This is a genomic window from Aequorivita sinensis (genome assembly GCF_006346335.1).
GTDB lineage: Bacteria > Bacteroidota > Bacteroidia > Flavobacteriales > Flavobacteriaceae > Aequorivita > Aequorivita sinensis.
Window position 1 is genome coordinate 348754 of record NZ_VDMC01000001.1, and the last position, 23896, is coordinate 372649.

Genomic DNA, 23896 nt, shown 5'->3' on the forward strand with positions numbered 1-23896 from the left:
AATTTCCCCAGAATTGAAACACCTAATTGTAGCACTATTATCCCTTGTCTTATTCACTACCGCTTGTGAGAATACAAAAGACGATGTTAATGAAGTAGTTGAAAAACAAGAAGACCCTATTATCGAACAATATGGATATATCTTAAACGACTTTAATGTTGTTAGAGACACCATACGTAAAGGCGATACTTTCGGCGATATCCTAAGCGCAAATGGAATTTCGCAGGATAAAATCATGCAGGTTGCCACTAAATTTAGAGATAGTTTTGATGTGCGTAGAATAAGAGTAGGGAAACCTTATGTACTTCTAAATTCAAAAGATTCACTTAATAAAACACAAGTTTTTATTTACGAAAGCAATAAAATTAATTTTGCTGTTGTTGATTTTAGAGACTCTCTTACTATTTACAATAGCCAAAAACCTGTTCGATACGAAGAAAAAGAAGCCTCAGGAATTATTACAAGTTCACTTTCGGCAACTATGGAAGAACAGAATTTAAGTCCATATATGACCGATCAACTTGCAAACATTTATGCCTGGACGATAAACTTTTTTAAATTACAGGCAGGAGATCGTTTTAAAGTAATATATACCGAACGTTATATAGACGATACAATTCCTGCGGGTTTAAAGGAAATTAAAGCAGCCTATTTTGAACACAATGGAAAGCCATTGTATGCTTTCAAATACGGCTCGGATTCTCTTGGTAAAATTTCAGGTTACTATGACGAAAACGCGAACAACCTTAAAAGAGCTTTCTTAAAATCACCTGTAAAATTTAGCAGAATTTCTTCTCGATACAATTTAAACAGACGTATTAAGTATTACGGCTTTAAGCTTAGACCTCATAAAGGAACCGATTTTGCAGCTCCTGTAGGCACCCCTATTTTAGCTACTGCCGATGGTGTAGTTACTAAATCTGAATACAGAGGCGGAAATGGGAATTACGTAAAAATACGTCATAACGGCACTTACGAAACCCAATACCTGCATATGAAAGCGCGAAAGGTAAAAGTAGGACAACACGTAAGCCAAGGAGATGTAATTGGTTGGATTGGAATGACAGGAAATACAAGTGGCCCTCATGTGTGCTATAGATTTTGGAAAAATGGAAAACAGGTAGATCCGTTTAAAGACGACACTCCATTTTCTGAACCACTTCCTAAAGCTTTACACGAAGAATATTTTGCAAATCTGATGCCAGTTAAAGACCAATTAGACTGCATCGTCTTTTAAACTCTAAAAATGTTAATAACCTTGTTATTAACTAACATGCAAATCCTCAAGGTATTATAGTTTAAATTTTATCTTTATTCAGCAGAAATATTCTCTTAACTATTTCTTAATGAAAATAGTTGGTAGTAACCCCTATAAGATTGTATTTTTGCCGAAATTTTTAAACCTAAAATTTAAATTCATGAAAAAACTATTACTTATTGTTTTTTTCCTTGGCAGCATTGCTGCTTTTTCACAAACAACGGTTACCGGTACGGTAGTCGATTCTGAAACTAACAGTCCGTTAGCTGGTGCTAACGTGGTTGAGACCGGCACAACAAATGGTGCCATCACCGATTTCGACGGAAACTTCACTTTGAAGACATCATCTAAAACGGGTACACTTACTATTTCATATATTGGCTACAATGTTCAAAAAGCACAATATAACGCTGTAGGAGGTTCTGCAAACCTAGGTACAGTTAAAATTACTGTAGACTCTGACGCACTTGAAGAAGTTGTGATTGTAGGTAAAGGTATTATCGACATGGCGAGAGATCGTCAAACACCTATTGCCGTATCTACAATTACATCTGCTGAAATTCAAGCTAAAGCTGTAGGTAACGTAGAATTCCCTGAGGCTATTAAAAGTACGCCTAGTGTTTACGTATCTAACCAAGCTGGAGGTTTTGGAGATTCACAAATGTTCTTACGTGGATTTGACCAAACAAACACTGCATTCCTTTTAAACGGACAGCCAATTAATGGTATGGAAGACGGAAGAATGTACTGGTCTAACTGGTCTGGTATGTCTGATGTTGCAAACGCAGTTCAGGTACAAAGAGGTTTAGGTTCTTCTAAACTGGCTATTTCGTCAGTAGGTGGAACTGTAAACATTGTATCTCGTGCAGCAGGAAGAAAACAAGGTGGTTTTGCTCGTTTTATGACTGGTAACGACAGCTACTTTAAAGGTACTTTTAGCTACGATTCTGGCTTACAAGGAAAGTGGGCTTATAGCATTATGATTGACCACTGGCAAGCACACAGAAAGTATTCTGATGGTACTGCAGGACAAGGACAAAACTATTTTATTGGTGTTGGATACGTACCAAACGATAAGCACTCTTTCAACTTATTGTTAACTGGTGCTCCACAATTCCATGACCAAAACTTCTCTAAGTCGTTAGAAGATTACGATTTATACGGAAAAAGATATAACAGTAACTCTGGTTTCTATAATGGAGAAAGATTTACATTAAGAAGAAACTACTACCACAAGCCAATTGCTAACCTTAACTGGGATTGGGAAATTAGCGACAAAACTAACTTATCTTCTGTGCTTTATGCATCTTGGGGACGTGGTGGAGGAACTGGCCCTGCTGGAAGCTCAAGAAACATTATCTATGACAACAATGGAAATGTAGATTTCGATGCTATTGAAGAAGCTAATATCGCTGGTGCTGATAACGGAATCGGAGGTTATGGAAATGGTTCATTGGCAAGAAGAATGTCAGTAAACAACCACAACTGGTATGGTTTCCTTACAAACCTTGAAACTGCTGTAAGTGATAACTTCACTTTCAATGTAGGTGTTGATACTCGTTTCTACAAAGGTAGCCACTGGTACCAAATGAATGACCTTTTAGGTCTTCAAGGATATGCTGATAACTTCGGTTACGGCGATTTAAGAGATAGCGATTACGTAATTAACGAAACTTTCGAAGCAAACCCTTGGTCTGCGCTATTCAACTCTGCTGACGAAGGACAGCGTTTTAACTACGATTATTCAGAATTCATCAACTACATCGGTGGTTTCGGACAAGCTGAATATAAGATTGACAACTTCTCTGCTTTTGTTCAAGGAGCTGTATCAACTCAAAGCTACCAAAGAGAAGGTCGTGCTACTGGTAAAGAAGTAGAAGGTGTAGACGGTCTTGGTAAATCTGCAAAGGTTAACAAAACTGGATACAACATCAAAGGAGGTATGGGTTACACATTTATCGAAAACAATACGGTTTTTGTTAATGCTGGATATTACTCAAGACAACCATTCCTAGATAATATCTTTGATGATATCAGAAACTCTAACTACATCTTAGATGGAGAAAACGAAATCGACAACGAAGAGATTTTAGGAGTTGAGGCTGGTTATAGACTACGTTCAGGAAACTTCTCTTTAGACTTAAATGCTTACTACACAAAATGGGGTAACAGATTCCTTTCTGGTGGATTTATTGAAGGTGATGAAACTTCCTCTAACCCAATTGAACAAGTTGACCGTTACCAAAAGTTTACTGGTATCACACAAGTTCATAAAGGATTCGAATTTGAAGGTAAATACCGTTACTCTAGCGACTTCATGATTAGAGCGTTTGGTAGTATTGGTAATTGGAAATACGATGGAGATTCTCCATTCCAAACTAGAGCTAGTGAAACTAACGAATTACTTGAAGAAGGTAACGTTAACTTAACTGGTACTAAAGTTGGTAATGCACCACAAACATCATTTGGTTTTGGTTTCAAATACACTATTGTAGATGGACTTAGCGTAGATGCAGATTATAACATCTATACTGATCTTTACGGATTCGTTGACGCAAGAGATGTAACTGAAGCTGCTTTCAAAAATGAAGTTTACCAAGCTGATCGTTTAAATGCTTATAGCGTATTAGACGCAGGTCTTTCTTACAAATTTGATTTTGGAGGAAGTGACTTAACATTCCGTGCAAACGTTTATAACGCTACAAACGAAATGTACTTAAGCCAAAAAGATTCTTACGGATACTACTACGGTAACGGAAGAACTTGGAACGCAAGTCTACGTTACGACTTCTAATACTCAGTATTATACATAATGAAAATGCCCCGGAATTCGGGGCATTTTTTATTCCTTGATATTTCAATCTGCAAATAATTGAGAACGCAAAAGAAGGTTTAAAAGGGTATAAATCTTATATTTGAAAAAAATAAAAAAAACTATGGCTAATACTCTACATTTTATTCATTCTTATTGGGCTTACTTAGTGCTACTAATTGTAGTACTAGCAACTATTAACGCATTGGCTGGATTCTTTTCAAAAAGAGAATACGGTGCAAAAGATTTTAGAATTTCTCTTTTTGCATTAATAGTTACCCATATCCAATTACTTATTGGAATTGTACTTTACGTTACTTCTCCATTAGGTTTACAAAACATCACAAACAATGGGATGGGTGTTGTTATGAAAGATTCTACTTTTAGACTATATGCAGTTGAGCATCCAATGATGATGATTTTAACTGTACTATTTATAACAATTGGTTATTCAAAACACAAAAAGAATTTACTTTCAAACAAAAAATTTAAAACACTTGCTATATTTTACACAATTGGATTAGTACTTATGCTAAGTAGAATTCCTTGGTCACAATGGTTTTAATAAAAGTTTCTAAAAAAACACAAGGCACTCTTAATTAAGAGTGCCTTTTTTATTTTACAAATAGCGTTAATCGATTTAATTTTTTTCTTTAATCAAATAAATATATACCGGAAAATGATCGCTATATCCTCCAGTAAACCCACCAGAAAAACTTCGAAAAGGATACCCTTTATAACGACCTCGTTGATTAATTAAATAATTTTTATTGAAGATCCCGGCTTTATAAAATCTATACGATGAATAATCTTTTATAGTTAATTCGGTAGATATAATTATCTGATCAAACAAATTCCAATTATCCCGGTAAGCAAGTGTCCCCTGACCTTTTTTGTATAATGTCTCCATTGGGTTGTAAAATTCTTTCAGTTTCAAATCTTTATTTCTACCCTTCACCTTGAGGGTCTTCTTAATACTTGGGTTTATAGGATCATCATTAAAATCCCCCATAGTTATAATTTTTGAATAAGGGTCTTCACTAAATAACGAATCTATAATTTTCTTATTAAGTTTAGCTGCACTAATTCTTTTGGGACGGCTTCTCTCTTCACCACCTCTACGCGAAGGCCAATGGTTAACAATAACACTAATTTTTTCACCATCTAACATTCCACTTACTAATAATTGATCACGGGTATACACACGTTTACTAGTATCCACATCGTCATAAATTAATAATTCCTTAGCTACATAGTTAATTGGAGTAAACAATTTTTTCTTGTAAAGAAGGGCGACATCAATCCCTCTACGGTCTGGACTATCAAAATGAACAATTCCATAATCGTCTTTCAACAAATGCTTATGGTTCACAAGATCTTCTAAAACTCGTCTATTCTCTATTTCGCATAACCCTATTAACGCTGGCGATGTTCCTGATTGATCTGCGCCTATTTCAGAAATGACCCTAGCAATATTGGCGATTTTAGCTTCGTATATTTCCTTGGTCCAATTGTTCTTGCCATCAGGAGTATAATCATCATCAAAAGTCAAGGGGTCATTTTCATAATCAAAAAGATTTTCAACATTGTAAAATGCTATAGTTAAAACTTTAAACTCTTTATTATTCTGACCAAACGAAGCAGAATTAATAAAAATAAAAAATATCAACGTATAAAGTAGAGACTTCATAATAAACTTTTAGCACACATTAATACTCGTCTAAGTTACTGAATTTGTGATAGTTATAAAATTAATTTATATTTGATTATTTAAACTAAGAGAAAGAACCATGACAAATAACTTTAAGCAGGATGAAATATATATTTTTAACATTTTTTGCAGCTTTATTTGCAGGGTTTTCAGCCTATTCGCAAGACAATTCCATTTCTGGAAAAGTTGTTGATACTTATTCTAGCGAACCTATATCTGAAGCTATAGTTAACATTCAAAACAGTGATTTTAGTACTGTAACAAATTCAGCGGGAGAATTCACTTTTCTACAAAAAAATCTCCCAGAAGGGGAACAAGTTATAAAAATTTCCAAACCAGGCTATAAAAGCATACAAATTCCAATAATAATTCAAATTGATAGATCTATACATTTAAAAGCTATTCTTTTAGAAGTAGATCTAGACGCACTTGAATCTGAAATTGGAGTTATAAACCTGTCTGACGACCAATTAGACGAAGACGAAGGTACATCAGATAATATTTCAGGATTACTTCAAGCATCAAAAGATGTTTTCCTAAATGCGGCTTCTTATGATTTTAGTACTACATTTTTCCGTCCAAGAGGCTATAGTTCTGAACACGGAAAGCTATTGATTAATGGTTTAGAAATGAATAAAATCTACAATGGAAGACCGCAGTGGAGCAATTGGGGCGGGTTGAATGATGTACAGCGCAATCAGATGTTTTCAATGGGAATGTCTGCAAACGAATATAACTTTGGACACCTTGCTGGCACAACAAACATTATAATGCGAGCGTCTCAATACAGTAAGGGAGGACGCATTTCCTACGCATCTAGTAACCGTAGTTACCGCGGGCGTATTATTGGTTCATATAACAGTGGTTTATCCAAAAATGGTTGGGCATATACTGTGCTAATAGCAAGACGCTATGGCGATGAAGGTTATATAAATGGAACTTTGTACGATGCAAATTCATTTTTTGCCTCTGTTGAAAAGAAGTTGAGTAAACATCACAGCTTGAATTTAACTGCTTTTTACACACCCAACAGGCGTGGCAAATCTTCTCCAAACACCCAAGAGGTATACGATTTAAAAGGAAATCAGTATAATTCATATTGGGGAAAACAAGATGGTGAAATCCGAAATTCTAGAATTAGAGAAGTGGAAGAGCCTATTATAATGCTGAATCATTTCTGGAATATTTCTCCAAAAACAGAACTGAACACTAATATTGGTTATCAATTTGGAAAAACAGGAAATAGCCGCTTAGGGTATGACAATGTTCCTAATCCAGACCCAAGTTACTATAAAAATCTTCCAAGCTACTTTTTATCGGACCCTAACAATCCTGATTATGAGGGAGCTTATAGAGCCTATTCAAGCTTTGTAAATAATGGACAGGTTAATTGGCTTAATATGTATGAAACAAATATTCTTTACGGAGGAACATCCAGATATTATTTATACGAAGACAGAAACGATGATACACAGCTCGTAGCAAATACAATACTAAACTCTCGTCTATCCGATTATATTGAAATAAATGCTTCATTTAATTATAGAAATTTAAAATCTAGCAACTTCGCCAGTATGAAGGATCTTTTAGGCGGTAATGAGTATTTAGATGTGGATACATTTAATTCAGGTGATGCAGCGCAAAACGATTTAAATAATCCAAATCGACTAATTGGTGTAGGTGATAAATTCAAATACAATTATGAAATTGATGCTACTGATTACAATGGTTTCGTTCAAGCACAGTTTTCCTATTCAGCAGTAGACTTTTATTTCGCAGCTAAAGCAGGGAAAACTAATTATCAACGAAACGGTCTATATCGCAACGGTTCCTATCCTGATACAAATGAATCTTTTGGGAAAAGCAAGAAATTAAATTTTACAACTTATGGCGCTAAGGCTGGATTTACCTATAAATTAACTGCAAGGCACGCTCTCGAACTAAACACGGCTTATTTCACAAGTGCTCCTACAATACGTAATTCATTTTCAAATTCACGCCAAAACAATAGTACTGTAATTGGGTTAGCAGAAGAGAAAAACATAAATGTCGATGGCAATTACATATTGCGATTTCCATTTATAAAAGCGCGTTTGTCGGGATACTACACTTTAAGGCAAGATGGCTCAGAGATTTCTTTTTATTATGCCGACGGAATTTCAGTTCCTGGGAGATCTTCTACTACAGCTTTTGTGCAAGAAGTGCTTACTGGTGTAGAAAAGAAAAATATAGGAGCTGAATTAGGTATTGAAGCTCAAGTTACACCTACTATTAAATTAAAAGCCGCCGCCGCATATGGAGAAAATACCTACAATAGTAATCCGGATCTTTACATCACTTCAGATGACTTAGATGAGCCCCGCTTTTTTGGAAAATCTTTTCTTAAAAATTATAAAATTGCCGGAGGACCTCAACAAGCTTATCAATTAGGTTTTGAATACCGCGATCCAAGATTTTGGTGGTTTGGAGCTACTGCTAATTACTTCAATCAGGCATATATCAATATATCTCCTCTTACTCGCACCGAAAATTTCTATTTAGATAATGACGGAATGCCCTTTAACGATTATGACCCAGAAAAAGCACGACAATTACTAAAACAGGAAAAGTTCGACCCATATATGTTGGTGAACATAGTAGGCGGAAAATCCTGGAGAGTTAAAGGTAAATACGTCGGATTTTTTGCTGTAGTTTCTAATATTTTAAATAAGCAGTATAAAACAGGTGGCTTTGAGCAAGGTAGAAATTCAAATTTTAGAACCCTATCTGCAGACACTGCCAATGACACACCCGTATTTGGATCAAAATACTGGTATGGATACGGAACTACTTATTATATAAATGCTTACGTCCGATTTTGATTAAGAACCGTAATTTTTTTTAATTATGAAAAATTTAAAAAACATAAAACTAATAAGCCTTTTATTCCTTCTAGGGATAATAGGAGCCTCCTGTGTTCAAGACGATGATTATAATGTTCCCGAAATAAATGTAGAAGAGCCGAATGTTGATGTAAATACCACTATTGAAACTATTAAAAGAATTTATCGAGGATACGAACCAAAAATTATCGAAGCTGGTGAAGGTTCTTCACGAGAGTTATACTTAGCAGCTTATGCTATCTCAAGCGATGAAACTGGTAATTTCTATAAGTCATTAGTTATTCAGGATTTACCTGAAAATCCAAATGCAGGAGTGGCAATTTCTACTGAAGCAACAAATTTATATACAAAATATGAACCTGGACGAAAGATATATTTTCGTGTTGATGGCTTGTATATCGGTGAATATGCTGGACTACCCACGATTGGGATTCTTGATGGAGATGAAGTTGGACGAATAAATGTCGAAGATTTTGAAGATAGAATTTTGCGTTCTACTGAGAAAGTTGAAATTCAGCCGCAGACAATTACCATTTCACAAGCAAATGACAATGATACAAACGAAGTATTTCTTAACACCTTAGTGAAATTTGAAAATGTCCAATTTCCTGAAGGCCTCGCGGGAATTGCGCATTACGGAAATCCAGGAAACACCTATAGTGTAAACAGACAGTTAGAAAATTGTGATGAAGAAACTATAGTGCTAAGAACTAGCGGATATTCCGATTTCAAAGGATTATTGCTCCCCGAAGGAAACGGAGAAATAACTGCTGTTTTAAGTCGATTTAATAATGATGTACAGCTATTTATCCGCGATATTGATGATGTGAATATGAATAACGAAAGGTGTAATTTAAGCGGAAATGGTGAAATATTTGATCTGCCTTTTTTTCAAGACTTTGAAAGTCACAATTCAGGTGCTGGAATTCCTTTAGACATTGAAGGTTGGACAAATGTAAATGTAAATGGCGGAACGAGAGTATTTGAAGTAATGGAGTTTAATTCCAATAATTACACACAAACCTCAGCATATAATTCTGGTGAAAGTCCATACGAAGTTTGGTTGGTAACACCTGGTATACGATTACCAAGCGATTCGTCCCCGATTCTCACTTTCGACACCAATGACGGCTTCTATAATGGAGAAGCATTAACTATAAAAATAGCCACAGACTTCGATGGGGACGTTTTAACCGCAGAATGGACAAGCTTGGATGCAGACATATCCGCTGGAAATTCCAATGGCTACGGCGCGGAATTCACGCCTTCTGGAGATATTGATCTTTCGACATATGCAGGGGAAATAGTATATATTGGTTTTCAGTATTTAGGGGCGTCGAATGGTATAACAACCACCTATCAAATAGATAATATTTCTGTAATTGAATAAACCTAAAGAAGTTATCGAATACAGAAATGCTAAATTTCAATTCTATAACTTTATACTATTCATTTAAACGCACCTTACTATGATTTCCGAAAGATTGATCTTTAATCATTACACCTTCAGTGATTTTGAAGATTACTTTCAATTGGTGAGTAATATCGATGTAATGAAAATGGTTACTGGCCGTCCAGATGAAGAAAGTGAAGCTCGAGAAAGGTTTGAGAATATGCTAAGTGATAATGTGAAAAATTTAATTATCGGAAGGTTTAAAGTAACCCTTAAAAGTAATGGAAGTTTTGTAGGGCATGCAAAGCTCGAGATGACAAAGAAAAATGAAGCAGAAATAGGATATTTGCTAATGCCTGAATTTTGGGGCAAAGGTTATGGTTCTGAAATTGCACACAGCATGGTAAACTTGGGCAAGCAGATTGAGGATATTCACAAATTAGTCGCAATTATAGATCCTGAAAATGTAGCATCTCAGAAAATCTTGATGAATCAAGGGTTCGAATGGGATTACGATGGTAATTATCATGGTTTACCTGCTGCTTACTATAAATTTAAAATATAAAAAAGCCCTTACAATATTTAATTGTAAGGGCTTTTAAATTGGTTGGTTATTTATCTAAGTTATCTAAAAATTATCTTTTTTGGATAATGAATTCAGAACGTCTGTTTTGTTGATGTTCATCATTTGTACAATTACCACCACAATCTACAGCTGGTCTACTTTCACCAAAGCCTTCACCACTAATTCTGTCTTTAGAAATTCCTTTCGAAATTACATATTGTACAGTACTCTTAGCTCTTCTATCAGAAAGATTTAAGTTGTATGCAGCGCTTCCACGGTTATCAGTATGTCCTTCAACTTTAATAACCATATTTTCGTTTTTCTTCATCAACTCTACAAGTTTATCAAGTTCGAAAGCAGCTTGTGGTTTTATATTGTGTCTATCGAAATCGAAATAAATAGTATTAAGTTTCACAATGTTTCCTTCAACTATATCATCGATAGGACGAAGTGCAATTGTAATGTTCTCTTCACCTTCATTAAATCCAGCTACGGTTTCAGCATTGCTTTCATATCCTTCTTTAAACACTTGAACAACGTGATCTTGATCACAAACAACTAATACTTCACTGTTTCCATCAGCATCTGTGTTTTGACTCTTTAATTTATTTTCACGGTTATCGTAAAGATCAATTCTAGCATCAGAAATAGGTTCATTTGTAGAAGCATCTACCACTAAAACGTTTATAGGTAAATCGCAAGATTCAATTTTCTTTATTTTATAGATATCGTCGCTTCCTTTTCCACCTGCACGGTTAGAAGACACGTACCCTTCTTCTGTTTCAGGATTAAAAGAAAAAGCAAAATCATCACTACTACTATTAATACCTAAGCCTAAATTTTTAACTTCTCCAAATCCATTTCCTTTAGCTGGAGCAGAAAACACATCCAATCCTCCAAGACCTAAATGAGCATCACTTGAAAAATAAAGAGTACCGTTCGCATCAACGAAAGGGAAAACCTCTCTACCTTCAGTATTAATTCCTTCACCTAAGTTTTCAGGTTCACCAAAAGTTCCATCTTCATTGATAGCTACTTTATACAAATCAGCATTCCCCATTCCACCTGGTCGGTCGCTTGAGAAATAAAGCGTTTTACCATCTGGACTAATTGCTGGATGACTAGAAGAAAATTCTTTACTGTTAAATGGCGCAGACTGAATATTTCCCCATTCGCCATTTACTTTTTCAGCATAAAAGATGTTTAATTCATTAATCCCTTGTTCACTTTTTTTGTATTTCCCATTGAAATAATCATTTCTATCAAAATACATACGTGTACCATCAGGAGTAATAGCTACAGAACTTTCATGAAATCTAGTATTTATTTCATCGTTTAAAAGTTTTGCGTTTTTTACAACATCATTTTCAATAGTTGCTTTGTATAAATCTAAGAATGGTTCATCGTTTAAGTCATAATTCTTACGAAGTATATTTCTACTTGATGAAAAATAAAGTTCATTATCTACAACAGTACCACCAAATTCTGAATACCTTGTATTTATCTCTTCTAAATTTACAGCTTCAAATTTTTGATTTTTTTCATCTGCAATACGAGGAAGGTAATTTGGGTCTTGCATAAAGGCAATAGCACGAGAATCTTGAGGTCTCAGCTTTGCATATTCCTTCATATACTTATTGTATTCTGAAAACTTCCCGTTGGCCTTAAGTACTTGTGCATAATTATAAACAGACTCTGGATCTGCATCAAGTCTTTTTACAACTCTTTTATAGAAAATTTCAGCATTTTTAGTGTCATTAATATTGTAATAACTATTTGCTAAACGCTCTAATACATAAGTGCTTTCATCACCCCTTTTTACAAGTCTGTGATACTCATCTATGGCGTCGTTATACTGTAGCCTTTCGTAAAATTCGTCGGCTGTCTTGGTTTTAAAATTCTGGGCGGTAAGCGTCGAGGTACTTACAGCCATTAATAAAAATATTATATATATATTTTTCATATTAAATGAAATTAGTTAGTTATTAGAAGAATCTAGGTGAACGTAAAACTTTTGGTTTTAAATTAAGATCGAATGTTAGTATAAGCTCGTGAGAAGCTGGTCCTACAATTTTTAGATCAGAAGTTACGTGATCGTACGCATATCCAAAACGAAGATCAGGTGTAATATTTACTCCGAATAATGCACTAAAAGAATCATCTACTCTGTAAGACCCACCAATTTCAATCATGTCAAAGAACAAAAAGTTCAGGTTGGCATCCCATGAAACAGGGGCATCAAATGCAGATTTCACCATCACAGAAGGCTTAAGTTTGAAAGCTTCTGAAACTTGGAATACATAACCTGCTGTTGCAAAAAAGTGATTTGTTTCAGATCCGTATTTGATTCCATTTTCATCTAAATGAACAGACTTCATTAAGTTAGGCACTGAAAGACCAACATAAAAATTTTCTCCGTATAAGAATGCTCCTGCACCAAAATTAGGATAAGTATTATTTATGTTTTCTGAAAACATTGGATCGTCTGGATGCTGAAGTTCTAAACTTGAAAGGCCTACATCGTGGAAAGTTGCACCAGCTTTAAGACCAAGTGCTAAATTTACTGTATTTCCTAAGTGTAGCGTATAAGAAAAGTCTGCGTAAACATTCGTTTCTTTTACTGGTCCAATTTCATCTCTAATTGCGGAAAGCCCTAATCCAATATTTCTTCCAATTGGACTGTGTCCAGAAAATGTAAAAGAAACTGGGTTTCCTTCTAATCCATGCCATTGATTTCTATACAAGGCTGTAAGCGATAAGCTTTCTTTAGAACCTGCATATGCGGGGTTAACCACGTTCATATTGTACATGTACTGAGTATATTGAGGGTCTTGCTGTGCTTGTGATTCTTGCAACAGCAATACCGTCATAAGTACTGTTAAGATATATATATGTTTTTTCATTTTTATCTATTTGGTAGTTAAAAAGTATTTAGTAGAATTTTAGTTCGCTTTTTTGTTTAGATAAATCCAGCCTGTAGCTTGTTCTCCATAAACAGCGTCATTTCCAGCAAGATCAATTACATAGAAGTATGTTCCAGTTGGAAGTTCATCTCCATCAGTAGTCTGACCCTCCCATTGGTTTGTATAATTATCTTGCACATAAACTAAAGTACCAAATCTGTTAAAGATTTGAATCTTTCTAATTCCAGTTCTATCATTTAAGAAATTCAAATCAAGGATGTCGTTATACCCATCTCCATTTGGTGAAATTCCTTCGGAAATAATACAATTTGTAATTGGGTACAATGTTAAATCTATAGAGTCTTCTGCTGTACATTGATCGTTAGATACTAATACAGTATAAGTTTGAGTACCTATTGTTCCTTGTTCAATTACAACTTCAAGAGTGTTATTAGTTTCTCCTTCAATTAGCGTTGAATTTAAATACCATTGAAAAGTTACACCTTCCACATCAGTGTTTGCTGTAAGAATTGTGGTTTGGTTAGCACAAATTTGGAAATCTGCACCTAAATCAACAGTAGGTGATGCAATTACATTCATCACAATTGTAAATGATGTGTCTCCACAAGGATAACCAATATTTACCGTATAAGTCCCAGCTGCAGAAGGAGAAAAAATAGCTTCTGTAGAAAGAACGTTGTTGTTTTGATCAACCCATTCATAAGTAACTAACGAAAGATCGATGTCAGTATTAGTAGGAGTAGCGTCAAAAACTGGAAACTCTTCAACATCACATATTTCTGCTGAAGTTGGTAAATCTGTAGTTATTTCAACAGTTTCTTCAACCTTAAGTTCCACCTCAGAAGTTGCATAACAAACCGCAGAAACATTACTTTCAACTCTAGCATATATAGTTTGAGGGTTAGTAACATTCGTATAAGGCGATGTTAAAGGTGCTTCCCCAGCGTCAGCATTAGCTTGAGTTAAGTAATAAGTTACAGTAAACTCATTAGGGTCCTGATTACCTAGTACCCTAGAAGAATTTCCGTCAAGATCAAAGGCTTCAATACCATCGTTGGACGAATCGTCACATGCAATTATATCAATTGCTTCAGCTGTAACTATAGGACCGAATGATACATTTACTATATCTTCAACAGGAGAGTTACACTCAGTTCCGTTTGCAATTACCTTGTATTCACCTGTTTCAGTTGCAAGGTATTCACTTGAAGTTGCACCTACGATTAAAACATCGTTTAAGTACCACTCATAAGTTTCTACCGGACCAGAAACTGTAGTGGTTAAAAGAACTTCGTCTTCACCGCATAAATTTTGATCCCCTTCATTAATTGTAACTGAACAATCAAAAACGATGTCGCAGTTTGTACTTCCGTCTCCTCCTATTTGGCCTAATTTAATGTAGCCTGGGTTACGATTGTAATTAGTAATTACTAGAACGTAAATTTCTCCAGTTTGTGCATTTGGGATAGTAAAGTTTTCAATTGGTTGAGCCGAATAACTACAAGCAATTTCATTGAAAGATTGTAGCTGAGTATAATCACAAAGATCATCTCCTGGCTGGAAAGGTCCCCAGGCAATAAAATCCACATCTAATCCCTGTCCTATAGGATCTCCATTTGAATTAAATGCTGTATTTTGAATAATTTCAAAATCTAAATTTCCAGGCTGGTCAATTTGTAAATAAAACCATGCTGGGTAAGGTTGTGAAAACAAACATCCGTAATCTGGCCCTGCTTCTGCCGTAGCATTACAGTTAGGATCTTGGTCATTACAATTTGCAAAAATTAGTGCGTCATTTCCTGCACAGAAAGGCTGAATATCTGCACAAGTTCCACCCCCTTGGGCAAAAACAGATGTAGATGATAGCATCAATAAAAAGAAAGATACTATTGGTACGATAGTTTTAAGATTGACTTTAAAATAATGTTGACAATCCCAAAAACTGTTAGGTAATTTTATCTCCATAAAATTTAGTGTTGGTGATGATTAATTAATAATTTGATTTTACTTAATTTTTCAGAGGTGAAATATAAGAATTTCCGAGGTTATATTCTTGTTAAAAAAGAGTTATATTCCTAAGTCCAATTAGCAAACTTCATTGATAATTAACCATATATGTTAGTTTATTTATAATCTTTCACTCATTCAATGTAAAATAAATAATAATTATACCAATTATTGTTTTATTGTTACATATCTAATAATCAACAATTAATTGTCTATTTTGTAAAATATTACTAAAAACATGAATGGTTTGTGTTAATTGCATCTAAAGTATAAAAATCTCTTGCCAAGTGTTTTGTACATTTGTTATAATATATACCAATAAATGACAGCATCTACTAAAAAAATATGATTGAACAAACTGATATCTCATACGAGAAAACTATACTAATAGGATTAATAACTAAATTTCAAGACGAAGTAAAGTCTGAAGAATATTTAGACGAGTTAGAATTTTTGGCTTATACCGCAGGCGGGGAAGTTCTAAAGCGCTTTACTCAAAAAATGGATGTTCCTAATCCAAAAACATTTATAGGTACCGGAAAGCTAGAGGAAGTTAAAAACTTCGTAAATGAAAATGAAGTTGGCGTAGCTATTTTTGACGACGAACTTACCCCAGCACAACAAAAAAACATTGAAAAAATACTTCAATGTAAAATCATAGACAGAACCAACCTTATTCTTGATATTTTCGCGCAAAGAGCACAAACAAGCTATGCACGAACACAAGTAGAACTTGCACAATACGAATATCTTTTACCTCGACTAGCGGGGATGTGGACTCACTTGGAACGTCAACGTGGAGGAATTGGAATGCGTGGTCCTGGAGAAACAGAAATTGAAACGGATAGACGTATAGTTCGAGACCGAATATCTTTACTTAAAGACAAATTAAAAAAAATCGATCGTCAGATGGAAGTGCAACGCGGGAATCGAGGTTCACTTGTACGTGTAGCATTGGTTGGATATACAAACGTAGGGAAATCCACCTTGATGAACGTAATTAGTAAAAGCGATGTTTTTGCAGAAAACAAACTCTTTGCAACATTAGACACAACAGTAAGAAAGGTTGTTATAGGTAACCTACCATTTCTTTTAACCGACACTGTTGGTTTTATCAGAAAACTACCTACACAACTAGTAGAGTCTTTTAAAAGCACCTTAGATGAAGTGCGTGAGGCTGATTTATTGCTGCATGTTGTAGATATAAGCCACCCTTCTTTTGAACACCATATTGATTCGGTTGAAAAAATTCTGGAGGAAATTGGAAGCGCTGATAAGCCTACTGTTATGGTTTTTAATAAGATTGATGCTTATGAGCCCGAAGAAATTGAAGAAGACGATTTAATTACTGAAAAGACCAAAGCTCATTATACTCTGGAAGAATGGAGACATACTTGGATGGCGAAACTTAATGGAGATGCCATTTTTATTTCAGCATTAAACAAAGAAAACTTTGATGAATTCCGAAAGTTAGTATACGACAAAGTGAGAGAAATTCACACCACTCGTTTTCCTTATAACACTTTCCTATACGACGAATATACAGAGGAGGAATAAAAAAAGACCTGTCAAAAAAATTAAATTTCTGACAGGTCTTTTTTATTTAAAGTCCTTCTTGTAAAGAACTTATAATTAAATTTTTATTTAGAATCCGTAAGTAACCCCTACTCCAATTGCTTCACGAATTTGGAACCCTTGAGCAGCGTTGTCATCATAAATAGCCTGGAAAGTAGCGTTAGCTGATATATACTTATTTACTTTAAACAATAAATTCATAGTATAATCTATATCAACATTTTGTGGATCTTCTAAGTAGTTTGAGTAAAGAGCCAATAAGTTTTCCATCGACACGTTTTCCATCAAATCAAGTTTTGCATAAGCAGAAACTGAAGCGCCAAATTCAAAACGGGTTGTTTCGTTAGCTTCAACACCAAAATATGGGTTTTCATTAAATGCTGCGATAGCTACTGGGTTGTTACCAACATTTGTAAAATCTTTATTTACAAAAATTAAACGTGCAGTTGCAGGCGCTATATTAACATAAAGATTATTGTTCTTTTTCCACATCATACCAGGACCAAATTGTAAGTAACCTGGAGACATAAATTTAGAAACTTCAGTACGGTATCCTTCATCACCTGGGTTTAAGTCGGTATTATACTCATAACCAGAACCAAATTGAGTTTTAAAGTTTAAGAAGAATGAGTAATACCAGTTACTTTCTTTTATTTGTCTACCTAAGATTGAGTTTAACTCAAGACGATCATTAGTTTTACGTGCATATTTGTCGTCCTTATTTTTAGTCATACCATATTCTGCAATAATACGGTTGTTCCAGCTAAGCTTATCGTGCTTATAGTTGAAATCGTAATTCAACCCAAGATTTCCTGCAATATTTGAACTTCCCCCACCAGTCCACTCGTGGTTGAAGGCAGCTTGATTAAACAATAAAGAAATGTTTCCTGATCTTGACCAACCATTTGGGATAGTATCCTCTTTGGTTTCATTTTGAGCAACTAGTGCAAGAGGCGCACATAAGATTGCTGCAAGTAGTAAAATTTTTTTCATGAATCTTAAAGTTTTTATTTAAGGCAAAAATAATTACTAATTTGCATATTGTGTAAAAAATTAACAAAAAAGAGCGTTAAAATTAAGGATTTGCCAATTGTTTGTTAAAAAAATTACTTTTTCTTGAATAGTGGCACCGAAGAACAGGCTTCGCCATACATAATACTTTTAGTTACAGGCTGAAGCTTTTGCGCTACTTGTACATAAGCATTTGGAGGTATTGGTTTACTTACACACCCTTTTATAATTACAGGTTTGTCCTGATATTCAGAAACGTCTAAATCTTTTAGAATTTCGGTGAATAGAACAGTTTCTAATTCCTCTAGACTTCCTACAGAAACGTTTTTTGCAAAAGGCGATAAATGAAGTGAAATCAATAAATACGCCCATCCTGGAATAATAGCATCTGTACTGCAATAAAGGGCTACATATTTATTTTGATACTGACCCCAATCGTGCTCGTTGGCTTTCTCTCTAAATTCTTTTTCACGAAGTACAATGCCTTCTGCAAGCCAAATGGAAATATCAAAAGCAAGTCTTTCACCTTGTGGATAAAACTCCTCAAGATCAAAGACCATAAGCTTACTATTCGCTACGCGATTTACAATTTCTTCCACAGAGAAAGTAATTAAAATGAATTATAAAACTTTTTTATTAAAGCATTCCGAGTTCTAACTTAGCTTCTTCACTCATAAGCTCTTGACTCCAAGGCGGGTCGAAAGTCATCTCAACCTCAGCATCTTTAACGTACTTTAACGACTTAACTTTATCTTCTACCTCCATTGGTAAGCTTTCTGCTACAGGACAGTTAGGAGTTGTTAGAGTCATCAATATTTTTACTTCGTAATCTTCATTAATAAAAACGTCGTAAATAAGTCCTAATTCATATATATCAACCGGAATCTCTGGGTCATAAATGGTTTTAATAACAGCGATTACTTTTTCGCCGAGTTCAGCCATATCTATTTTTTCTTCCATTTGTTTAACTATTTGCTTGTGTTTGATATGCTAATGCATACATTTTCATTTGTTTAATCATTGATACTAATCCATTAGCACGGGTTGGAGAAAGGTGTTCTTTCAATCCAATTTCGTCTATAAAATCAGTATCCGCATCAAGAATTGCTTGTGGTTCCTGGTTTGAAAACACGCGGACTAATACTGCAATTATTCCTTTTGTAATAATAGCGTCACTATCGGCAGTGAATATTATTTTGTCGTTTTTCATTTCAGAGTTTAACCACACTTTACTTTGGCAACCCTTAATAAGCTTGTCGTCTGTTTTTAATTCTTCATCAATAAGCGGAAGAGATTTTCCTAAATCTATCATATACTCATAGCGTTGCATCCAGTCGTCAAACATTGAGAACTCATCTATCAACTCTTCTTGTATTGCTTCAATTGTCATATTTATTCTTGATTTCTTATTTCTTTTTTAGCTGAAAGTACTACACTTCTATCAGTTTTTGAATAAAAGGTTAGCACCCCGTCTTGTAAGGAATATGATCCCGTTTTATTTAATGCGTCTAAAAAGTCACGCTCAACCTTCATGATATCTTTCCCAGCACATTCTCTTTCACTTACTGCTAAGTCTTTAAAACTAATTGCATATAAATCTAAGTTGTAGGATCCAAACACCGAGTTACAGCCAGTAGCCCCTCTGAAAGTGTTATCTAATGCTGACATAGAAAATGAAGGAACTTCTTTAACAGTAGGTTTTTCTCCGTTAATAGCTGAAACAGTATAATTTCCTGTTAACTGAACGCTTCCAGCAACATCTATAACTTTTTTAGTCTCGTCGCAACTTGTAAAAATAAGTGCGAACATCAATATTGATAATGTAGCAAGTGATTTCATAGTATAATTGTTTTAATTGGTTTAAACTTTTATAAAGTTACAAACTCAAAATTTACTAGAATTGTACATTAACTTTTTATAAGGCATTTATGAAAGCATCGTTTTTGCTTTCTTAACAGCTTCTACTAATGCATCAACTTCTTCTAGAGTGTTGTAAAACGCAAAGGAAGCTCGAACAGTTCCAGGGATTTTATAAAAATCCATAATTGGTTGAGCACAGTGATGCCCTGTTCTTACAGCTATACCTAGTTTGTCCACAATTGTCCCTATATCATACGGATGCAAACCTTCAATATTAAAAGAAATTACAGAGGTTTTTTGTCCTGTACCATAAATTTTTAAACCTTCGATTTCTAGGAGTTTTTTGGTCGCGTATGTTAAAAGTTCATTTTCATGAGTCTCTATTGCCTCAAAACCAATTGCATTAAGGTAATCTATTGCTACACCAAAAGCTATACCTCCACAAATATTCGGTGTACCGGCTTCAAATTTATGCGGAAGTCCGGCATAGGTGGTTTTTTCGAATGATACTTCAGCTATCATTTCACCACCACCTTGATATGGAGGAAGTTTGTTTCCCCACTCTTCTTTCATATATAAAATTCCAACTCCTGTTGGGCCGCACATTTTGTGAGCAGAGGCAACATAGAAATCTACATTTAATTCTTGAAGATTTGGCTTTATATGCGAACAAGACTGAGCACCGTCAATCAAAACAGCAGCTCCTACACTATGTGCTTTCTCGATAATTTCTTCTATTGGGTTAATTGTTCCCAATGCGTTTGAAATATGGTTTACAAAAACAAGTTTTGTTTTATCTGAAAGCAGCTTAGCGTATTTATCCATCAGCAACTCTCCTTCTTCATTCATTGGAATTACCCGCAGAACAGCGCCTGTTTTTTCACATAGCATTTGCCAAGGAACAATATTACTGTGATGCTCTAAAACAGAAACAATTATTTCGTCGCCTTTATTCAATAATGATGCAAAGCCATTTGCAACCAAGTTAATTCCGTGAGTTGTTCCCGCAGTAAAAATGATTTCAAATGCTTCTTTAGCATTAAAGTGATTCTGAATTTTATGTCGAGCAGCCTCATAAGCATCAGTTGCTTCTTGTGAAAGCGAATGCACACCTCGATGAATATTTGCATTGTAGTTACTGTAATAATCAACAATAGCATCAATCACCTGTTGTGGCTTTTGAGACGTAGCTGCATTGTCCAAATACACTAATGGATACCCATTAACTTTTCGAGAAAGAATGGGGAAATCTTTACGTATAATTTGGATATCGAAGGACATTTATATTCTTTTAATTAATTCTTGAATCTTTGTTAGCTTACGAACACTATTTCTTAAAGTTCAAAGCCTAAACTTACTCCAATCTTATTTGCAATAAGCTTGTTGATTCGCACTTTCAATTCTGGAATTTTCACACTTTCTAAAACAGTGTTTGCGAAAGCATACATCATTAAACCACGTGCTTCTTTCATTCCAATTCCGCGGCTGCGCAAGTAGAATAAGGCTTCTTCATCAAACTGACCAATAGTACATCCGTGAGAACATTTTACATCGTCTGCAAAAATCTCTAATTGAGGCTTAGCGTTAATCGTGGCATTATCGTCAATTAAAATATTGTCGTTTTGCTGGTATGCGTCAATCTTTTGAGCATCTTTTTCAACGATAATCTTCCCATTAAATACACCTACAGATGAATCAGCAAATAGCCCTTTGTAATCTTGGTGACTTTCGCAATTAGGCGAAATATGATGAACTAATGTATTGTGATCTACGTGTTGTTTTCCTTTAAGGATAGTTATTCCTTTTAATGTAGAATCACAATTCTCTCCGTTTTGGAAGTAGTTTAAATTATTGCGTACTAATTTCCCACCAAATGAAAAAGTATGAACACGACAAACCGTATCACGTTGTTGTGAAATATACGTATTGTCAATTAACGATGCTGATTCAACGTCATTTTGAATTTTATAATAATCTACATAAGCTCGTTTTTCAGCAAAAATTTCAGTTACTGAATTTGTAAGAACTTCATTAGTAGAAAGACTTTGATGACGCTCTATAATTTGTACGTGAGCATTTTCACCTACAACAATTAAATTTCTTGGTTGAAGAAACATTGCCGCTTCGTTGCCAGTTGAGAAGTTTAGAATCTCAATAGGCTTTTCTACTTCTTTATGTGCAGGAATATGAATATACGCCCCTTCTTTGGTAAAAGCTGTATTAAGTGCAGTTAAACTATCACTTTTCGCAGCTTTATTGAAGTAAGCTTCAATAACGGGCTTGTATTTTTTCTTGTTAAGAGCAGCCGACATTAAACAAACGTCTAAGGTGTCGTGTGTAGTTTCCGAAAGGAATGAACTATAAACCCCATCTATGAAAACAAGTTTATAGGTATCTATTTCATTAAGGAAATACTTGCGTACATCTTGAAGTTCAACATTGCGTTCTTTATTTGAATAAACACTATAGTCTGTTTTTAATAAAGAATTTAGTGAAGTATACTTCCACTCCTCATCTTTTTTTGTTGGAAATCCTTTCTCTTCAAAGATTTTTATAGCATTGTTACGCACATCGTGTAATGGCGAATCAAACTCCAAGTAATCTTCGAGAGCAATATATGATGATAATAATTTGTCTTTAAAACTCATTTCTTTCAATTCAGAATTCAGAATCCAGAATCCAGAATTCAAGTTAATCTTGAACCTTGAATTTTGATTCTTGAATTGTTATACTAATTCTTCCTTAATCCAATCGTATCCTCTTTCTTCAAGCTCATAAGCAAGCTCTTTAGTACCAGATTTTACGATTTTCCCATTCATTAATACGTGAACGAAATCTGGAACTATATGGTCTAATAAACGTTGATAGTGCGTAATAACAACTATTGCATTGTCTTCACTTTTTAATTTGTTTACACCATTAGCAACAACTTTAAGAGCATCAATATCCAATCCTGAATCTGTTTCATCTAAGATTGCAAGTTTTGGCTCAAGCATCGCCATTTGAAAAATTTCGTTACGCTTTTTCTCACCTCCAGAAAAACCTTCGTTTAAAGATCTAGATAGGAATTTTCTATCAATCTCTAACATAGCAGCTTTTTCTTTAATCATTTTAAGCATTTCAGAAGCAGGCATATCGTCCATCTTCTTTGCTTTACGCGTTTCGTTGATAGCCGTTTTAATAAAGTTTGTTACTGAAACTCCTGGAATTTCTATTGGATATTGAAAAGAAAGAAAGATACCTTTATGCGCTCTTTCCTCTGGATCTAACTCGGAAATATCTTCATTTTCATAAATAATCTCTCCTTTAGTTACTTCAAACTCTTCTTTTCCTGCAACTACAGACGCCAAAGTACTTTTACCTGAACCGTTTGGCCCCATAATGGCGTGAACTTCACCTGCCTTTACCTCTAAGTTAATACCCTTAAGTATATCTTTACCTTCTAATCCGGCGTATAAATCTTTAATTTTTAGCATATCAATTTGTCTTTGCTGATTCTTGTAATTTAATATCTACTGCTGAAGGGGAATCATTCACCTTCACAATTTCTTTTATTGTTATTATTTCTTCCCAATTGGTATCGGTATCGGTATTTTCGGAAACTACTCCTTTAACTATAACTCCTACCATATCAAAATCGTTAGTTTTAACTGCCGAAACTCGTTTTGATAATTCATCTGAAACTTCATTGCGCTTAACGCCATAGATAAAGCTCGATCCCATTAAAACTAAGGCTCCATCGGTGTTGATAAAATCCCCTTGAAACGTTGGAAAGGCCTCTTCGTTTTGAGTTGTTAGCTCGTCAGAAGTTTTATCTCCTTCAGAGTTTTTACAGGAATAAAACACTAATGAAAGCGTTAATATCAATAAGTATTTTTTCATAATTTAAACTTCTAAT

20 protein-coding genes are annotated in these 23896 nt (G+C 34.6%); 7 read left to right on the forward strand and 13 right to left on the reverse strand.

Going from position 1 to position 23896, the window contains the following annotated elements; genetic code table 11:
• Nucleotides 1–13: 13 nt before the first annotated feature.
• The 3 genes from FHP04_RS01605 to FHP04_RS01615 all read left to right on the forward strand — a co-directional run bounded on the left by FHP04_RS01605 (nt 14) and on the right by FHP04_RS01615 (nt 4635).
• Nucleotides 14–1237 (forward strand): M23 family metallopeptidase, encoded by a 1224-nt coding sequence (locus FHP04_RS01605; protein ID WP_139854085.1) that lies wholly within the window; start codon nt 14–16, stop codon nt 1235–1237.
• Nucleotides 1238–1418: 181 nt separating this feature from the next.
• Complete coding sequence (locus FHP04_RS01610) at nt 1419–4052, forward strand: TonB-dependent receptor (RefSeq protein ID WP_139854086.1); 2634 nt, start codon at nt 1419–1421, stop codon at nt 4050–4052.
• Between the two features lie 142 nt (nt 4053–4194).
• Nucleotides 4195–4635: a hypothetical protein gene (locus FHP04_RS01615; RefSeq protein ID WP_139854087.1), complete on the forward strand. Its 441-nt coding sequence runs from the start codon at nt 4195–4197 to the stop codon at nt 4633–4635.
• Nucleotides 4636–4710: 75 nt separating this feature from the next.
• Here FHP04_RS01615 and FHP04_RS01620 read toward each other — a convergent pair whose 3' ends face one another.
• Nucleotides 4711–5760, reverse strand: a complete 1050-nt coding sequence (locus FHP04_RS01620; RefSeq protein ID WP_139854088.1) for an endonuclease/exonuclease/phosphatase family protein — start codon at nt 5758–5760, stop codon at nt 4711–4713.
• A 122-nt stretch (nt 5761–5882) separates the two neighbouring features.
• On the opposite strand from FHP04_RS01620, the gene FHP04_RS01625 reads away from it, so the two are divergent.
• The 3 genes from FHP04_RS01625 to FHP04_RS01635 all read left to right on the forward strand — a co-directional run bounded on the left by FHP04_RS01625 (nt 5883) and on the right by FHP04_RS01635 (nt 10621).
• Entirely contained in the window at nt 5883–8642 is a 2760-nt protein-coding gene (locus FHP04_RS01625) for a TonB-dependent receptor (RefSeq protein WP_139854089.1), read from the forward strand.
• A gap of 25 nt (nt 8643–8667) precedes the next feature.
• Nucleotides 8668–10053 (forward strand): DUF5689 domain-containing protein, encoded by a 1386-nt coding sequence (locus FHP04_RS01630; protein WP_139854090.1) that lies wholly within the window; start codon nt 8668–8670, stop codon nt 10051–10053.
• A 79-nt stretch (nt 10054–10132) separates the two neighbouring features.
• Nucleotides 10133–10621 carry a GNAT family N-acetyltransferase gene (locus FHP04_RS01635; RefSeq protein ID WP_139854091.1) on the forward strand — a complete coding sequence of 163 codons (489 nt, stop codon included), beginning with the start codon at nt 10133–10135 and terminating at the stop codon, nt 10619–10621.
• A 70-nt stretch (nt 10622–10691) separates the two neighbouring features.
• Here the strand turns inward: FHP04_RS01635 and FHP04_RS01640 are convergent, their stop codons facing one another.
• The 3 genes from FHP04_RS01640 to FHP04_RS01650 are packed head-to-tail and all read right to left on the reverse strand — an operon-like array spanning nt 10692 to nt 15510.
• Complete coding sequence (locus FHP04_RS01640) at nt 10692–12584, reverse strand: OmpA family protein (RefSeq protein WP_139854092.1); 1893 nt, start codon at nt 12582–12584, stop codon at nt 10692–10694.
• A gap of 22 nt (nt 12585–12606) precedes the next feature.
• Nucleotides 12607–13524 carry a PorP/SprF family type IX secretion system membrane protein gene (locus FHP04_RS01645; RefSeq protein WP_139854093.1) on the reverse strand — a complete coding sequence of 306 codons (918 nt, stop codon included), beginning with the start codon at nt 13522–13524 and terminating at the stop codon, nt 12607–12609.
• A 39-nt stretch (nt 13525–13563) separates the two neighbouring features.
• Entirely contained in the window at nt 13564–15510 is a 1947-nt protein-coding gene (locus FHP04_RS01650) for a gliding motility-associated C-terminal domain-containing protein (protein WP_139854094.1), read from the reverse strand.
• A gap of 387 nt (nt 15511–15897) precedes the next feature.
• Here FHP04_RS01650 and hflX point away from each other — a divergent pair, with 387 nt between their 5' ends.
• On the forward strand, nt 15898–17109 hold the full coding sequence (gene hflX, locus FHP04_RS01655) for a GTPase HflX (RefSeq protein WP_139854095.1): 1212 nt from the start codon (nt 15898–15900) through the stop codon (nt 17107–17109).
• An 87-nt stretch (nt 17110–17196) separates the two neighbouring features.
• Here hflX and FHP04_RS01660 read toward each other — a convergent pair whose 3' ends face one another.
• The 9 genes from FHP04_RS01660 to FHP04_RS01700 form a co-directional block, all read right to left on the reverse strand.
• Nucleotides 17197–18120 carry a DUF3078 domain-containing protein gene (locus FHP04_RS01660; RefSeq protein WP_139854096.1) on the reverse strand — a complete coding sequence of 308 codons (924 nt, stop codon included), beginning with the start codon at nt 18118–18120 and terminating at the stop codon, nt 17197–17199.
• A gap of 113 nt (nt 18121–18233) precedes the next feature.
• The gene (locus FHP04_RS01665; protein ID WP_139854097.1) at nt 18234–18737 is read right to left on the reverse strand and encodes a DUF2480 family protein; all 504 of its coding nucleotides are present in this window, start codon (nt 18735–18737) and stop codon (nt 18234–18236) included.
• Nucleotides 18738–18774: 37 nt separating this feature from the next.
• Nucleotides 18775–19098 carry an SUF system Fe-S cluster assembly protein gene (locus FHP04_RS01670; protein ID WP_139854098.1) on the reverse strand — a complete coding sequence of 108 codons (324 nt, stop codon included), beginning with the start codon at nt 19096–19098 and terminating at the stop codon, nt 18775–18777.
• A 4-nt stretch (nt 19099–19102) separates the two neighbouring features.
• Nucleotides 19103–19528, reverse strand: a complete 426-nt coding sequence (locus tag FHP04_RS01675; protein WP_139854099.1) for a SufE family protein — start codon at nt 19526–19528, stop codon at nt 19103–19105.
• A gap of 2 nt (nt 19529–19530) precedes the next feature.
• Entirely contained in the window at nt 19531–19977 is a 447-nt protein-coding gene (locus FHP04_RS01680) for an META domain-containing protein (RefSeq protein ID WP_139854100.1), read from the reverse strand.
• A gap of 87 nt (nt 19978–20064) precedes the next feature.
• The gene (locus tag FHP04_RS01685; RefSeq protein ID WP_139854101.1) at nt 20065–21279 is read right to left on the reverse strand and encodes an aminotransferase class V-fold PLP-dependent enzyme; all 1215 of its coding nucleotides are present in this window, start codon (nt 21277–21279) and stop codon (nt 20065–20067) included.
• A 53-nt stretch (nt 21280–21332) separates the two neighbouring features.
• Nucleotides 21333–22646, reverse strand: a complete 1314-nt coding sequence (gene sufD, locus FHP04_RS01690; RefSeq protein ID WP_139854102.1) for a Fe-S cluster assembly protein SufD — start codon at nt 22644–22646, stop codon at nt 21333–21335.
• A 78-nt stretch (nt 22647–22724) separates the two neighbouring features.
• Nucleotides 22725–23474: a Fe-S cluster assembly ATPase SufC gene (gene sufC, locus FHP04_RS01695; RefSeq protein WP_139854103.1), complete on the reverse strand. Its 750-nt coding sequence runs from the start codon at nt 23472–23474 to the stop codon at nt 22725–22727.
• A 1-nt stretch (nt 23475) separates the two neighbouring features.
• Nucleotides 23476–23880, reverse strand: coding sequence for a hypothetical protein (locus FHP04_RS01700; protein ID WP_139854104.1), 405 nt, complete (start codon nt 23878–23880; stop codon nt 23476–23478).
• Nucleotides 23881–23896: the final 16 nt, after the last annotated feature.